9 protein-coding genes and 2 rRNA genes are annotated in these 15067 nt (G+C 60.7%); 8 read left to right on the top strand and 3 right to left on the bottom strand.

What is annotated here, in order from left to right; translation table 11 throughout:
• The first annotated feature begins 102 nt into the window (after positions 1-102).
• Positions 103-3249, top strand: a 23S ribosomal RNA gene (locus ACTAQJ_RS12275).
• Between the two features lie 183 nt (positions 3250-3432).
• A 5S ribosomal RNA gene (gene rrf, locus ACTAQJ_RS12270) occupies positions 3433-3549 on the top strand.
• Between the two features lie 130 nt (positions 3550-3679).
• Here the strand turns inward: rrf and ACTAQJ_RS12265 are convergent.
• The gene (locus tag ACTAQJ_RS12265; protein ID WP_431118438.1) at positions 3680-4729 is read right to left on the bottom strand and encodes a patatin-like phospholipase family protein; all 1050 of its coding nucleotides are present in this window, start codon (positions 4727-4729) and stop codon (positions 3680-3682) included.
• A 253-nt stretch (positions 4730-4982) separates the two neighbouring features.
• Between ACTAQJ_RS12265 and ACTAQJ_RS12260 the strand changes: the two genes are divergently transcribed.
• The gene (locus ACTAQJ_RS12260; RefSeq protein ID WP_431118440.1) at positions 4983-5477 is read left to right on the top strand and encodes an SRPBCC domain-containing protein; all 495 of its coding nucleotides are present in this window, start codon (positions 4983-4985) and stop codon (positions 5475-5477) included.
• Positions 5478-5550: 73 nt separating this feature from the next.
• Positions 5551-5994: a GNAT family N-acetyltransferase gene (locus tag ACTAQJ_RS12255; RefSeq protein ID WP_431118442.1), complete on the top strand. Its 444-nt coding sequence runs from the start codon at positions 5551-5553 to the stop codon at positions 5992-5994.
• 24 nt (positions 5995-6018) lie between these two features.
• On the opposite strand, the gene ACTAQJ_RS12250 is transcribed toward ACTAQJ_RS12255, so the two are convergent.
• The gene (locus ACTAQJ_RS12250) at positions 6019-7032 is read right to left on the bottom strand and encodes a LacI family DNA-binding transcriptional regulator (protein WP_498702184.1); all 1014 of its coding nucleotides are present in this window, start codon (positions 7030-7032) and stop codon (positions 6019-6021) included.
• Positions 6917-8833 (bottom strand): glycoside hydrolase family 13 protein, encoded by a 1917-nt coding sequence (locus tag ACTAQJ_RS12245; RefSeq protein WP_498696457.1) that lies wholly within the window; start codon positions 8831-8833, stop codon positions 6917-6919. The genes ACTAQJ_RS12250 and ACTAQJ_RS12245 overlap by 116 nt, the downstream gene beginning before the upstream one ends.
• 209 nt (positions 8834-9042) lie before the next feature.
• Between ACTAQJ_RS12245 and ACTAQJ_RS12240 the strand changes: the two genes are divergently transcribed.
• The 4 genes from ACTAQJ_RS12240 to ACTAQJ_RS12225 all read left to right on the top strand — a co-directional run bounded on the left by ACTAQJ_RS12240 (position 9043) and on the right by ACTAQJ_RS12225 (position 15051).
• Complete coding sequence (locus ACTAQJ_RS12240) at positions 9043-10341, top strand: sugar ABC transporter substrate-binding protein (protein WP_498696456.1); 1299 nt, start codon at positions 9043-9045, stop codon at positions 10339-10341.
• Positions 10342-10496: 155 nt separating this feature from the next.
• Positions 10497-12155, top strand: coding sequence for an ABC transporter permease subunit (locus tag ACTAQJ_RS12235; RefSeq protein WP_498696454.1), 1659 nt, complete (start codon positions 10497-10499; stop codon positions 12153-12155).
• Positions 12155-13093, top strand: coding sequence for a sugar ABC transporter permease (locus ACTAQJ_RS12230; RefSeq protein ID WP_498696452.1), 939 nt, complete (start codon positions 12155-12157; stop codon positions 13091-13093). Before ACTAQJ_RS12235 ends, ACTAQJ_RS12230 begins: the two co-directional genes overlap by 1 nt.
• Before the next feature lie 2 nt (positions 13094-13095).
• Positions 13096-15051 (top strand): glycoside hydrolase family 13 protein, encoded by a 1956-nt coding sequence (locus tag ACTAQJ_RS12225; RefSeq protein ID WP_498696450.1) that lies wholly within the window; start codon positions 13096-13098, stop codon positions 15049-15051.
• Positions 15052-15067 lie beyond the last annotated feature (16 nt).

Below are 15067 nucleotides of genomic sequence, written 5' to 3'. Positions count from 1 at the left end.
TGTGTGTTCCTACAGCAATTTCTTATGAATGAACCTGGCCCTTGTGGTCGTGGTTCTCTCGAATAGATGATGCATGGTCAAACGAGAGTTTGATCTTTGTGTGGTCAAGTTTTTAAGGGCACACGGTGGATGCCTTGGCATTAGGAGCCGAAGAAGGACGTAGGAATCTGCGATAAGCCTGGGGGAGTTGATAACCGAGCGTTGATCCCAGGATGTCCGAATGGGGAAACCCCGCACAACGCTGTCATGGTGATTGTGTGACCCGCATCTGAACACATAGGGTGCGTGGGGGGAACGCGGGGAAGTGAAACATCTCAGTACCCGCAGGAAGAGAAAACAAGAGTGATTCCGTTAGTAGTGGCGAGCGAACGCGGATCAGGCTAAACCGTTTCCATGTGTGATAGCCGGCGGGCGTTGCATGGGCGGGGTTGTGGGACTTTCCGTACTGGTTCTGCCGGACTGGTGGGGTGTGTAGTGCAGGCATAGGTGAACGGTCTTGAAAGGCCGGCCAGAGAGGGTGTGAGCCCCGTAACCGTAATGTTGTGTACCGCCTGGAGAGGATCCCAAGTAGCACGGGGCCCGAGAAATCCCGTGCGAATCTGTCAGGACCACCTGATAAGCCTAAATACTTCCTAATGACCGATAGCGGACCAGTACCGTGAGGGAAAGGTGAAAAGTACCCCGGGAGGGGAGTGAAACAGTACCTGAAACCGTGTGCTTACAATCCGTCGGAGCCAGTCTGATTCTGGTGACGGCGTGCCTTTTGAAGAATGAGCCTGCGAGTTAGTGTTACGTCGCGAGGTTAACCCGTGTGGGGTAGCCGTAGCGAAAGCGAGTCTGAACAGGGCGAGTGTAGTGGCGTGATCTAGACCCGAAGCGGAGTGATCTACCCATGGCCAGGTTGAAGCGACGGTAAGACGTCGTGGAGGACCGAACCCACTTCAGTTGAAAATGGAGGGGATGAGCTGTGGGTAGGGGTGAAAGGCCAATCAAACTCCGTGATAGCTGGTTCTCCCCGAAATGCATTTAGGTGCAGCGTTGCGTGTTTCTTGCCGGAGGTAGAGCTACTGGATGGCCGATGGGCCCTACAAGGTTACTGACGTCAGCCAAACTCCGAATGCCGGTAAGTGAGAGCGCAGCAGTGAGACTGTGGGGGATAAGCTTCATAGTCGAGAGGGAAACAGCCCAGACCACCAACTAAGGCCCCTAAGCGTGTGCTAAGTGGGAAAGGATGTGGAGTTGCGAAGACAACCAGGAGGTTGGCTTAGAAGCAGCCATCCTTGAAAGAGTGCGTAATAGCTCACTGGTCAAGTGATTCCGCGCCGACAATGTAGCGGGGCTCAAGTACACCGCCGAAGTTGTGGATTTCACACAGTACCCTAGCCTTCGTGGTTCAGGGGTGTGGAGTGGTAGGGGAGCGTCGTGTGGGCAGTGAAGTCGCGGTGGAAACCAGCGGTGGAGCCTACACGAGTGAGAATGCAGGCATGAGTAGCGAAAGACGGGTGAGAAACCCGTCCGCCGAATGATCAAGGGTTCCAGGGTCAAGCTAATCTGCCCTGGGTAAGTCGGGACCTAAGGCGAGGCCGACAGGCGTAGTCGATGGACAACGGGTTGATATTCCCGTACCGGCGAAAAACCGCCCATGCCAAGCGGGGGATACTAACCGCCCGGAGCCTGCCCGCCCACCCTTGTGGTGTGTGGGTTTTGGCCGAGCGCGGGACCTGATCCCGGGAGGTAAGCGTATTAACAGGTGTGACGCAGGAAGGTAGCCGGGCCGGGCGATGGTTGCCCCGGTCCAAGGATGTAGGGTCAGGGATAGGCAAATCCGTTCCTGTGTGCTTCGAGCACGCTCCTGAGATCTGATGGGACCCCCGTTCGGGGGGATCCGGTGATCCTATGCTGCCTAGAAAAGCATCGACGCGAGGTTTTAGCCGCCCGTACCCCAAACCGACACAGGTGATCAGGTAGAGAATACCAAGGCGATCGAGAGAATTATGGTTAAGGAACTCGGCAAAATGCCCCCGTAACTTCGGGAGAAGGGGGGCCTGCCCCGTGATACAGACTTGCTCTGTGGAGCGGGTGTGGGCCGCAGAGACCAGGGGGAAGCGACTGTTTACTAAAAACACAGGTCCGTGCGAAGTCGCAAGACGATGTATACGGACTGACTCCTGCCCGGTGCTGGAAGGTTAAGAGGACCGGTTAGCCCCTTCGGGGGCGAAGCTGAGAATTTTAAGCCCCAGTAAACGGCGGTGGTAACTATAACCATCCTAAGGTAGCGAAATTCCTTGTCGGGTAAGTTCCGACCTGCACGAATGGAGTAACGACTTCCCCGCTGTCTCAACCATAAACTCGGCGAAATTGCAGTACGAGTAAAGATGCTCGTTACGCGCAGCAGGACGGAAAGACCCCGAGACCTTTACTATAGTTTGGTATTGGTGTTCGGAGTGGCTTGTGTAGGATAGGTGGGAGACGTTGAAACCCGGACGCCAGTTCGGGTGGAGTCATCGTTGAAATACCACTCTGGTCACTTTGGACATCTAACTTCGGCCCGTGATCCGGGTCAGGGACAGTGCCTGATGGGTAGTTTAACTGGGGCGGTTGCCTCCTAAAAAGTAACGGAGGCGCCCAAAGGTTCCCTCAGCCTGGTTGGCAATCAGGTGTCGAGTGTAAGTGCACAAGGGAGCTTGACTGTGAGAGAGACATCTCAAGCAGGGACGAAAGTCGGGACTAGTGATCCGGCGGTACATTGTGGAATGGCCGTCGCTCAACGGATAAAAGGTACCTCGGGGATAACAGGCTGATCTTGCCCAAGAGTCCATATCGACGGCATGGTTTGGCACCTCGATGTCGGCTCGTCGCATCCTGGGGCTGGAGTAGGTCCCAAGGGTTGGGCTGTTCGCCCATTAAAGCGGTACGCGAGCTGGGTTTAGAACGTCGTGAGACAGTTCGGTCCCTATCCGCTGCGCGCGCAGGAAATTTGAGAAGGGCTGTCCTTAGTACGAGAGGACCGGGACGGACGAACCTCTGGTGTGTCAGTTGTACTGCCAAGTGCACCGCTGATTAGCTACGTTCGGATGGGATAACCGCTGAAAGCATCTAAGCGGGAAGCTCGCTTCAAGATGAGATTTCCATACACAATTTGTGTGAGAGGCCCCCAGCCAGACCACTGGGTTGATAGGCCGGATGTGGAAGCGAGGACCAAAGACTCGTGAAGCTGACCGGTACTAATAGGCCAACAACTTACACCACACACAAAACACTGCACGCGTCCACTATGTGGTTCCCGAACAACAACCCGTTGCTCACAGGAACCAACAACTGAATAACAACACCACAGGACCCTCAACACCGAGGGAACACACATGTTGTAACCACAAAGCTTCCCACCCCCACCACCCAAACCGGTGCACACAGGGGTTCGGGTAACAAGGTTACGGCGGTCATAGCGTGGGGGAAACGCCCGGTCCCATTCCGAACCCGGAAGCTAAGACCCACAGCGCCGATGGTACTGCACCCGGGAGGGTGTGGGAGAGTAGGACACCGCCGGACACACATTAGGTCGAGACCCCCCAACCCACACAGGGACGGGGGGTCTCCCACATTAACGAGACAACCAGCCACACCAGAACCAACCAAGCCCCGACCACCACGGCCGGGGCTTGCCCCATTTAACCCCGGTTTAGCCTTTCCAGAACCCAGTGAGTTGCGCCGCAAGGGCCCGGCCTTGTTCGTAACCGGCCCGTGCAGCCGCCGGACGCATGGACACATCCATCGCATTGGCGCCGAACATGTGCTCGGCGCTGCTCTCAGGGAAGACCGTTTCTACCCTGCTGCCGCCGGCACGTAATTCGTCGACCTGTGTTGCCAGGTGCAGGCCCCACGCCAGCGGAGTCCGCGTTCTGCCCCCAAATGGTGACAGCACCAGGACGCGTGCGTACCCGGTTGCCAGGTCTGCATTCTCGGCGTTGGATCGATAACCGCCGTCAATGTATCGGCCGTCACCGATGCTGTAGGCAAACCCACTGGCGCAACTGGCGGCTACAGCATCCACCATCTCGACCCCGCTGTGACGGTCAAAGACGACGGGCTGACCGGTCCGTGCATCCACCGCTGTGATGAGTACTGTTCGTTGCGGCCACTGCAAACTTGGCAGCCGGGAGGCGACCGTTTCACGCCACTGTCTTTGCCTTGATTCGTCCGCGGTAGCAGGCAACTCGAGCGCTGCCGCGCCCATCTGGCGACGCATATCGGCAGGATCCGCAGAGGCCTCAATGATTTTTTGTGTTCTTTCCAAATGGTCCACCACTTGCCGCGCTGGACCGGATTGTGCTGGGTTGGACTGCGTTGCATTGGACTGCGTCGGACTGGGCTCGGTCTGAGTGGCTTGCCGCGGCCGCTGTCGTTCCGGCTGGGGTGGTGCGGCAAGGGTAGCTGCATATAGTTCTGAAGGACTCGCGCCAGCTATCTGTGCCGCCGCCGTGGAGCCAGCCGATGTGCCGACCGTTAAGTCGGCGGTGGTCACATCCATGCCGGCATCGAACATTCCAGCGATGACGCCGATCAGCCAGGCATTGCCGGTTGATCCACCGCCACCAAGCACCAGCGCCCGTTCGGCTGAACGCCCAGGAATCGCGGCGGGATTTTCTTGTGGCTGATCCTGGGAGGACCGTGGCTGCGCGGAAGTGGTCGTCGGTGTGACGGGCAGGGTTGAAAAAGGTGTTGTGTTCATGGGAGTCGCCTTTCGCGAATTGCCTCTGTGGCGCTCCCGCTGGCGACTAGATCAGTCGCGAGATCGTGTACTGCGGGGGAGCACCCATTGCGGATACTGCGTTCATGGGTCTCACCTCCTGTTGATAGTTCACGATCAACGGGACTCTAACACCGCGCCAACGGGCTGCGCAACCAAGCCATCCTCCAGCACCTCGGGCCGGACATGGTTGCCGGGGGAAATGCGCGTTTCCGCACCGGTACAGTTGGGGGTCATGGACAGTATTTTCAGTCATCCCGAGCCGGAGCCCGCGCCGTCGTCACAGGACTCCAATGAACTTGAACCCCTGGTGCTGACAGTGGTGGTACCAACCAGCGTTTCACATGCCTTTTTGGGTTTTACGGACCATCCTCATTTGTGGTGGCCACTCGAAGAGGAGAGTGTGTTCGGCGCGGGATCGCACGTGGAGTTTGAGGAGAACCTGATCCTGGAGACGGCCGAGGACGGACGCACTTCGGTGTGGGGAACCATCGATGACTGGCAGCCGCCGTTGTCCTTCCATGCAAGCTGGTATCCGGCGAGCACGCCCCTCTGGTCCACAGAATTGAGGGTCTCGTTCCGGGCGGTGGAGGGTGGCACCGAGGTGCGTTTGGTTCACGACGGTTGGGAAGGTGCAGAGGATCCTGCTGCCAGCCGGGCATCGTATGCGGAAGGTTGGCCTCGCGTCCTGGAACGCTATGTACGGTTCATGGGCGGGACCGTTGCCTAGGGTCAGGCGACTTCGTGCTGAAGATTGGTGTCTCCTGAGGAAAGTCCGGCTGGAAATGCTAACGGACACGCCTATGGCTTATGTCGAAAGCCTGGAGGCTGCGCGGCGGCAAACGGATGCGCAATGGCAGGAACGGACTGCCGCTATGGCCGGCGATTCCAGCGTGACGTTGGTGGCTGACGGTGGCGTGGAGGGAAGCCCGTTCTGTGGGCTGATGAGGGTTGTCCTGAAGCATCCTCAAGACCCGCAGAGGCCACTTCAAGCGATGCTGATTAGTGTCTACGTTGCTCCCGAACATCGAGGTTTGGGGCTGGCGGATGAACTCCTCCAGCAGGCGTGCGAGGCTGCCCGGATGGACCTGGGTGCCAAGCTCCTGGAGTTGGGCGTCCACGAGGACAATACGAGGGCGTTGGCTTTCTACCGGCGGCACGGTTTCAACACCACAGGGGACAGCCGGCCGTATCCCCAGGACACGTCCAAGCAGGAACTGGTCATGGAAAAGATCCTGAAGCAGTAGCCACTCGTGAGCGGCGCCCCCAGCCTAAGCGGCGTCGTTCCTGGGCACAGCCGTGCTCGAACGAACCACGAGCTTGGTGGGGTGTTCAGTATCGGCAGGTTCAAGGACCAGGCCATTGTTGATGGCGCCCAGCAAGGTGCGCACGGCCAGCGCTCCTTGCCCTTTCGCGTCCTGGTCGATGGTGGTGAGGCCCATGACCTTCCCGAGGTCGTGCCCGTCGATGCCGATGACCGAGAGGTCCTCTGGAATCCGCAGGCCGAAGTCACGCGCCGCAAGAATGGTGCCGATGGCCATCTCGTCGGACGCAGCAAACACCGCTGTTGGTCGCTCTGGTGCGCCCCCCAGCAATTGTCGGGCAGCGGAGTAAGCGCCTTCGATGGTGAAGTCAGCGGAAGCGATCCATTCGGGCCGAACCTGGCAGTCGGCGTCGTTCATTGCTTTCTCGAAACCACCGCGCCGTGTCCCGGGAAGCTGGAAGTCCTGTTCGTATGCTTCTTCGCCGGTCATGTGGGCGATCTTGGTGTGACCCAGGCCGATGAGGTGGTTTGTGGCTTGCTGTGCGATCGCGGAATCATCGATCCGGATGGTGGAGGCTCCCGGAAGGGGGCCTCCGATTCCAACGATCGGCCGGTGCACGGCGAGAAGCTGCTGCATCTCGTCTTCGCTGAGCTCCAGGGAGACCGCAATGACCGCGTCCACGCGCTTGCGCAGCAGAAAGTCGTTAAACACGCTGTGCCGGTGTTGTGGGTCTTCGCCAATGTTGTAGAGGGTGAGGTCGTATCCGGCACTCAGGAGCGCAGCGGAGGCACCCTCGATCACCGCTGAATAGAACCAGCGGTGGACCGAGGGCACCACCAGGCCAACGTTGTGCGTACGGCCGGAGGCCAGGCTCGAGGCGTGATAGGAGAGCACGAAGCCAAGCTCAGCTGCAGCTGCACGCGCCCGTTCCCGACTGGCGGGGGAGACGTTGCCTTTGCCACTGAGCGCGCGTGAAACCGTGGCAACGGAGAGTCCCGATCGCTCGGCTACGTCCTTGATGCCGGTCATGCTGCTCCTCGGTGGGAAAGTTAGCTGGTTGTGAGCCAGATGCTCTCCCCGAGCTTAGTAGACCCGAGCTTAGGAGATCGGTGCCCTGCAGATCGGAGCCCATGGGATGGGCGCCGCCTGCCGCCGAACTGCGAAGGATCACCTTGCCCTCGGGAAGCGGAAGGGGCTCGTTGCCTACGTTCATGATCACCAGTGTGTCGCCGTTGAGATAGGCGAGCGAGGAGTCGGTGCAGTAGTCCTCCGCCCACGCCAGGGAACCCTGCCCCAACCGACGTTCGGCGCGTTGGGCAAGCATTTCCCGGTAAAGACTAAGGTGCGACGCCGGATCCTCCTGCTGCTTGTCCCTCGCCAATGCCGCCCAGGACTCTGGTTGCGGCAGCCAAGGATCCTGGCCGTCGCCGAAACCGGCATGCAACTCCGAGGAACGCCATGGCAACGGCACCCGGCAGCCGTCGCGGCCTATCCTTTCTCCGCCGGTCCGGGCAAAGGTGGGGTCCTGGCGCATGCTCCCGGGAATGCTTGTGGAGTCAGGCAGCCCAAGCTCTTCCCCTTGGTACAGGTAGGCACCACCTGGGAGGCCAAGCATGAACATGGTGGCCGCGGCAGCCCGCCGTCGTCCGAGTTCTTCATTGGGCTGTACGTCGTCCGCGCCGATACCGTCGCCGTCGCGGGGACCGGGTCCCTCGTAACCGAATCGGGTGGCGTGACGGACGACGTCGTGGTTGGACAGCACCCACGTGCTCGGTGCGCCGACAGCGTCCAGGGAGACCAAGGAATCGGTGATGATGTGGCGAAGGCGGTTCACGTCCAGGCCGGCGTGCAGGTACGGGAAATTGAACGCCTGGTGCATCTCGTCGGGCCGGACCCACTGTGCCAGCCGGGGAAGGGGATCCACATTGGCTTCGGCGCAGAGGATCCGATCGGGGCCGTATTCCTCCAGGATGGAGCGCCAGCGGCGGTAGATATCGTGCAGGGCGGGCTGGCCGAACATGGGGGCCTCATGGCCGGGGAAGCCGTCTGAGCTGTTGCCATCCGGGCGTCCACCCCAGTTTGGCAGGCCTGCTGCCTTGACCAGTGCGTGGGCAACGTCAACCCGGAAACCGGAAATTCCGCGATCCAACCAGAAACGGAGGACCCGCTCGAACTCGGCGTGCACGGCATCGTTGTCCCAGTTGAAATCCGGCTGCGAGGAATCAAAGAGGTGCAGGTACCACTGTCCGGGCTGGCCATTTGGTTCCACGAGTCGGGTCCAGGCGGGGCCACCAAAATGGGACTGCCAGTTGTTGGGAGGTTCGTTTCCGTCAGGTCCTTGGCCGTCCCGGAAGATGAACATGTCCCGCTCGCGGCTGTTGGCCGGAGCCGCGAGTGCCGCTTGGAAGGCGGCGTGTTGGTCGGAGCAGTGGTTGGGAACAAGATCTGCAATGACCCGCAGGTGCAGGCGGTTGGCTTCGTAGATCAGGGCGTCGAAGTCCGCGAGGCTTCCGAACAGCGGATCGACATCGCAATAGTCGCTGACGTCATAACCTGCGTCCCGCTGCGGTGAGCGGTAGAACGGCGAGAGCCAGACGGCATCCACGCCCAGTTCGGCGAGTTGGGCGAGTTCGTGGGTGATACCCGCGAGGTCGCCGATTCCATCGCCGTTAAGGTCCCGGAAGGACCGCGGATAAATCTGGTAAATGACTGCGGAGCGCCACCATCCGTGAGCCGCGGAGGCCTCGTGGACGGGCGTCAATGTACTGAAAGCTGCAGAGGGCGCGGACGCCTCAACTGGGAGCAATGAATCAACAGACATGAACACATCGTAGAAGACCACGCATCCAATTGGAAACGCTTTCAGTCAAAATGGCCCTTCGATGACAATGCTTCGGAGTATCGGGGTTTACCAATCGTCGTTTAGGCATGTAGTGTTTGGAAGCGCTTGCAGTTGTGAGCCACATCACCGACGTTGCCTCTGGGCCCCTCGAGCCCCCACCGTCGAAGCACATAAGGAAAGGGACACCAATGAAGGTGCACAACACCCTCGCGGCTCAGACCACCCGCCGCGTTTTCGCTACCGGCGCGATCTCCGTGGTCGCCGCCCTGGCCCTGAGCGCCTGTGGCGGCAGTGCCTCCACCGCTCCCAGCTCGGAAGCCGCAAAGCAGGACCTCAAGGCAGCCGGCGCCGGCACCATCACCATGTGGGTAGACGCCGAACGATCGCCGGCGTTGAAGGACATCACCGAAAAGTTCCAGTCGGACACCGGCATCGAAGTCAAGCTCGTAGTGAAGGACTTCGCTGCCGTCCGCGATGACTTCATCACCCAGGTCCCTACCGGCCAAGGCCCCGATCTGATCGTTGGACCGCACGACTGGATTGGAAAGTTTGTTCAAAACGGTGTGATCGCACCGGTGGAACTGGGCGACAAAGCCAGCCAGTTCCAGGATTCCTCGATCAAGGCCATGACTTACAACGGAGCCGTCTACGGCGTCCCGTACGCCATTGAAAACATTGCCCTCCTGCGCAACACCAGCATCGTGGACAGCAAGGCGAGCACCCTGGATGAGGTAGTGGCCAACGGTAAGAAGGCCGTTGCAGAGGGTAAAGCCACGTTCCCGTTCCTGGTGGGCATGGATCCCAAGCAGGGCGATCCGTATCACCTGTACCCGCTGCAGTCATCCATGGGTTCGCAGGTTTTCGGTAAGAACGCCGACGGCGGTTACGATCCCAAGCAGCTGCTCATCGGTGACGCTGCCGGCGTCGAATTCGCCAAGAAGCTGGCCGCCTGGGGCGACGCCGGCGAGAAAATCATCAACTCCAACATCACGGGGGACATCGCCAAGGAGAAGTTCCTTGCCGGAGAATCCCCGTACTTCCTGACGGGCCCATGGAACGTGCCGGACGTTCAGAAGAAGGGCATCAAGTTCGCCGTTGATGAGCTGCCCACTGCCGGTGGCGAAGCTGCCCAGCCCTTCATCGGCGTAAATGGGTTCTTCATCAGCGCCAAGAGCGCCAACGCCCTTGCCACCAATGAATTCGTCACCAACTACCTCACCTCCGAGTCCGCCCAGGACTCCATGTACACGGCGGGCGGGCGCCCGCCGGCACTCAAGGCATCCTTTGAGAAGGCAGCCAGCGATCCCGTAGTGGAGGCCTTCGGCAAGATCGGCGCCACAGGCGTGCCCATGCCGGCCATCCCCGAAATGAGTGCGGTCTGGGCTGACTGGGGCGCCACGGAACTGGCCATCATCAAGGGCCAGGGCGATCCTGCTGAAGCGTGGACCAAGATGGCCGCGAGCATCAAGTCCAAGATCGGCGGCTGACGCCGCAACCGGTGATTCCACCGGTTTTCCCGGGGCCGGACGGTAGTCACGCCGTCCGGCCCCGGGCCTGCCGTCAGGCCAGGGCCCCGTCAGGCCCGGGAGCCAAACCGTCCGGCCCGTGCCAGCCACAAACTGCTTTACTCCAAGGATCCAAAATGCCAAAGCCAGATCTCCACGAACTGCCAGCCAGCGCAACCAGTACGACGCCGGTGCAGCCACCTGGTGCTGCTGCCCACCGGAGCGCTGCCCATCGGACTGCAGATATCGGCCGCCGGGGCCCCGACTCCATCAAGGGCACCATCCTCAAGATCGTCCTGTTGGGCCTGGTGGATGCCTTTGCCGTGTACGTGTTGATGATGCTGTTCCTGAGCCAATCGTGGGCCGCGCTGGCTGTGTCCTCACCTCTGGTCCTGGCCATTAACTGGATCTATTTGCGCAAGGGCGGGCTGCCGGCGAAGTATCTGGCTCCGGGTGTGCTGTTCCTGCTGGTGTTCCAGGTCCTGGTGGTGTTCTTCAGCGGCTATATCGCCTTCACCAACTATGGCGACGGGCACAACAGCACCAAGGAAGACGCCATCGCAGCCATCCAACTGACCGCCCAGAAGCGCGTCCCGGATTCGCCCGCATACAAGGCAGCAGTGCTGACCAAGGGCGATACGTTCTACCTGTTGTTTACTGACCCCTCCGGCAAAGCTCAGATAGGCAGCACCGAGGAGCCACTCACTGAGGTCTCCGGGGCGGGAAAGGATTCCACCGGCAAGGCCAACTCCTTGCCTGGCTACGAAACACTGAAGTTCCAGGAGATCGTGGCCAACCAGCAGGAAATCCTGAAGATTACCGTTCCCGTCTCAGAGAACCCCGCTGATGGAACCCTGCGCACCGCGGATGGCAGCACCGCGTACCAGTTCAAGCCAGCGCTGAGCTACGACGCCGCCACCGATACCTTCACTGACAGCGAGACCGGAACGGCCTACCGCGACAATGGCAAGGGCGCCTTCGCGGACGCCAACGGAGAGACGTTGGCCACCGGCTGGAAGATCGACGTTGGCATGGAGAACTTCGCCCGGGCCTTCACCGATCCGAGCCTCCGCGGTCCGCTGCTGGGCGTGATCCTTTGGACGTTCACCTTCTCCGTAGCGTCCGTTGCCTTGACGTTCGCCATGGGGCTTTTCCTGGCCATCACCTTCAACCGCGAGGACCTCCGCGGCAAAAAGGTTTACCGGATCCTGATGATTTTGCCCTACGCTTTCCCGGCATTCCTGTCCGGTTTGGTGTGGTCCGGCATTCTCAACCCCGAGTTCGGCTGGCTCAACCAGACCCTGCTGGGTGGGGCGAACATTGGCTGGCTCACTGACCCTGTCCTGGCCAAGGTCAGTGTGCTGGTGGTCAATGTGTGGCTCGGATTTCCGTACATGTTCCTCGTTTGCACGGGGGCACTCCAATCCTTGCCAACAGAAATTGATGAGGCTGCCCGCATGGACGGAGCGTCCCCATGGCGAGTGTTCCGCTCCATCAAACTGCCGCTGCTGCTGGTCTCCGTGGCGCCGCTGCTGATCTCCTCCTTTGCGTTCAACTTCAATAACTTCAATGTCATCTACATGTTGACCGGTGGCGGGCCGCGCTTTGCAGACACCGATCGCGATATCGGAGCCACGGACATCCTGATCACGCTGGTCTACAAGGTGGCGTTCGGCCAAGGCACAGGGCGCGACTACGGACTGGCCAGCGCGCTCGCCATCATCATCTTCATCATCGTGGCCACGATTTCGGCCATCAGCTTCAAGCAGACCAAAGCACTCGAGGACGTGAACTAATGAGTGAGGCACAGGTACGCACCCTCCCCACCATCGAACAGGCGCACGACGGCGGTCCCGCACCGTTGGTGCCAAAGCGGCGTCCTTTCGGGGTTTGGTTCAAAGACAAAGGCTGGCGGCACGCCGTCGGCATAGTCACCACCATCTTCGCAGTGTTCCCGCTGCTCTATGTTTTGTCGGCAGCACTGGACTCCAACGGCACCTTGGTAGGCTCCAACGGGCTGTTCTCCAGGTTCGATACCGGCAATTTCACTGCGCTCTTCAATGATCCGAGCCGTCCCTTCGGCCGCTGGTTCCTCAATACCCTGGTAGTGGGCCTGGTGACCTCCGCCGCCACAGTCTTCCTGGGGGCGATGGCCGCGTACGCGTTCTCCCGCATGCGTTTCAAAGGCCGGCGGGTGGGACTGTTGACCCTGCTCCTGCTGCAGATGTTCCCGCAACTGCTGGCCGTCGTCGCGATCTTCCTCCTCCTCAGCGGAATCTCGCAGGTGATCCCGGCCCTGGGCCTTGGCAGCCAGCTGGGGCTCATCATGGTGTACCTCGCCGGGGCGCTGGGCGTGAACACGTACCTCATGTACGGCTTCTTCAACACGGTCCCGCAGTCCCTGGACGAAGCTGCAAAGATCGATGGCGCCAGCCACGTCCAGATCTTCTTCGGCATCATCCTGCGCCTGGTCACTCCCATCCTGGCGGTTGTAGGGCTGCTGGCATTCATCGGTATCTCCAGTGAATTCGTGATCGCGAGCGTTGTCCTGACTGATCCTGATAGCCAGACACTCGCCGTCGGGCTCTATTCCTACGTGGCTCAGCAGCGTTCCGAGAATTGGGGCGTCTTCGCCGCGGGCGCCGTCATCGCTGCTGTTCCGGTCATGGCGCTGTTCCTCTTCCTGCAGAAGTACATCGTCAGCGGCCTTACGGCCGGCTCAGTGAAAGGATGACCATGACACTTGCCGTTCCACATCACGACGGATCCGCTCTTTATGTTTCGGGTCCTGCTCCCGGACGGATTTCCCTGGGCGATGTTGTTCGGCTCCGTCTGCGGGTTCCGCAGGGGTGGGGCCCGGCGTCCCGCGTTTGGGTCCGTTCCGTGCAGGACGGCGAGCCGCGGTACGACTCCGCGATCCGGCTCGGCAGCATCGATGGCTGGGAGTGGTGGGAAGCGGCGATGCTCGTGGCCAATCCTGTGGCCAAATACCGCTTCCTGCTGGAAATCGAGGCAAACAGCCGTGTGGGAACCACGTCCGGTACTCCCACCAGCAGCGCAAGTGGGCGGCACTACTGGAACCTCAATGCCCAAGGGCTTTTCAACAGGGACGTTGCTGATTCAGCGGACTTCCGCCTCACCACCTTTGCCCCGGCACCGCAGTGGCTGCATGAGGCCACCATGTACCAGGTGTTTCCGGACCGCTTCGCCCGCTCCGCCCACGCCGATGCGCACCCCCTCCCGGACTGGGCTGTGGGCAGCTCGTGGGACGAGCCAGTGGTGGCTACCGGGCAGGAAACGCCCATCCAGTTCTATGGTGGTGACCTGCCTGGAATCACGGGGAAGCTGGACCATCTCCAGGAACTGGGCATCGATGTTCTCTACCTGACGCCGTTCTTCCCGGCCCGTTCCAACCACCGCTACGATGCCTCCACGTTCGACTCCGTGGACCCCCTCCTTGGCGGGAACCAAGCGCTGGTGGAGCTGGTGGAGGCGGCGCATTCCCGGGGCATTCGTGTCATGGGTGACCTCACCGCCAATCACACTGGCGACGGACACGACTGGTTCGTGAAGGCGCTCGCCGATCCCGGCTCAGAAGAAGCGGGCTACTACTACTTCAGCGAGGACCATTCGACGTATCAGTCGTGGTGGGGTGTGCCGTCGCTGCCGAAGCTTAATTGGTCTTCGGACGCCCTCCGGCGGCGTTTCGTGACGGACGACGATTCAGTGGTTGCCCGCTGGCTCAAGCCGCCCTTCAACCTGGACGGCTGGAGGATAGACGTCGGCAATATGACCGGACGCCTTGGCTCCGTGGACCTGAATCACGAGGTTGCGCGGCTCATCGCCGGGCGGGTCCGTGAGATCAACCCGGATGCAGCTTTGTTGGCCGAGTCCACGTCCGATGCCGCGCCGGACTTCACGGGTGAGCACTGGCACGGTGCCATGACCTACTCCAACCTCACCCGACCCCTGTGGTCCTGGCTTGCGGGGGATGCACCGCACGTAAACTTTTTCGGCTCGCCCCAGGCTGGGCCCAACAAGATCGAGGCCGAAGACTTCCTGGCCACGCATCAGGACCTCGCTGCCGGATTTAGCTGGGGTGTGCGAAATAACACGATGAATGCGCTCAACACGCATGACACCGCACGTGCAGCGACGGTAATGATCGACGGCGGCCAAGAGGTTGGCGCTGTGCTCACCTTCACCCTTCCGGGCGTTCCTGTCTTGTTCGCGGGAGACGAGTTCGGCCTTGAAGGGTTCAATGGCGAGGACTCCAGGACGCCCATGCCGTGGTGCTGGCAGGAGGGAAAATCCCGCCGCCACCCTGTCAAGGATCTGCATTCCTTCTACTCAGCGCTGGGGCGGCTCAGAAGTGAGCTGCCCGCCCTAACCGAAGGCGGGGTCCGCTGGATCCACGCCGAAGGGGACGCCCTGGTATTCGTGCGTGAGACCGCTGATTCCGCAGTCCTGGTCATGGCAGCCCGCGACTCTGCCCGGGTCTCAGTGGATTACGCAGTCCTTTCCACGCTGCAACTCGAATCGCTCTCCGCAGCGCCACTGCACAGCTTTGGGAACATCTCGACGAGCCGGGGGATTGACGGCGAAGTACTGCTGTGGGCAGACGGAATTTCAGCTGGTATCTGGTCCCTGCCCGGAACCTGCGTTCCCACGGTGGTGGGCGGCGCTGACTAGACTGGGAGCACTGAAA

Source organism: Arthrobacter sp. alpha11c, assembly GCF_054149985.1.
This window is presented reverse-complemented; position numbering and strand designations above follow the sequence as displayed.

Excerpts from the sequence above, each read along its gene's own strand:
- ACTAQJ_RS12265 (WP_431118438.1), bottom strand. The coding sequence starts at position 4,729 with ATGAACACAACACCTTTTTCAACCCTGCCCGTCACACCGACGACCACT.
- ACTAQJ_RS12260 (WP_431118440.1), top strand. The coding sequence starts at position 4,983 with ATGGACAGTATTTTCAGTCATCCCGAGCCGGAGCCCGCGCCGTCGTCA.
- ACTAQJ_RS12255 (WP_431118442.1), top strand. The coding sequence starts at position 5,551 with ATGGCTTATGTCGAAAGCCTGGAGGCTGCGCGGCGGCAAACGGATGCG.
- ACTAQJ_RS12245 (WP_498696457.1), bottom strand. The coding sequence starts at position 8,833 with ATGTCTGTTGATTCATTGCTCCCAGTTGAGGCGTCCGCGCCCTCTGCA.
- ACTAQJ_RS12240 (WP_498696456.1), top strand. The coding sequence starts at position 9,043 with ATGAAGGTGCACAACACCCTCGCGGCTCAGACCACCCGCCGCGTTTTC.
- ACTAQJ_RS12235 (WP_498696454.1), top strand. The coding sequence starts at position 10,497 with ATGCCAAAGCCAGATCTCCACGAACTGCCAGCCAGCGCAACCAGTACG.
- ACTAQJ_RS12230 (WP_498696452.1), top strand. The coding sequence starts at position 12,155 with ATGAGTGAGGCACAGGTACGCACCCTCCCCACCATCGAACAGGCGCAC.
- ACTAQJ_RS12225 (WP_498696450.1), top strand. The coding sequence starts at position 13,096 with ATGACACTTGCCGTTCCACATCACGACGGATCCGCTCTTTATGTTTCG.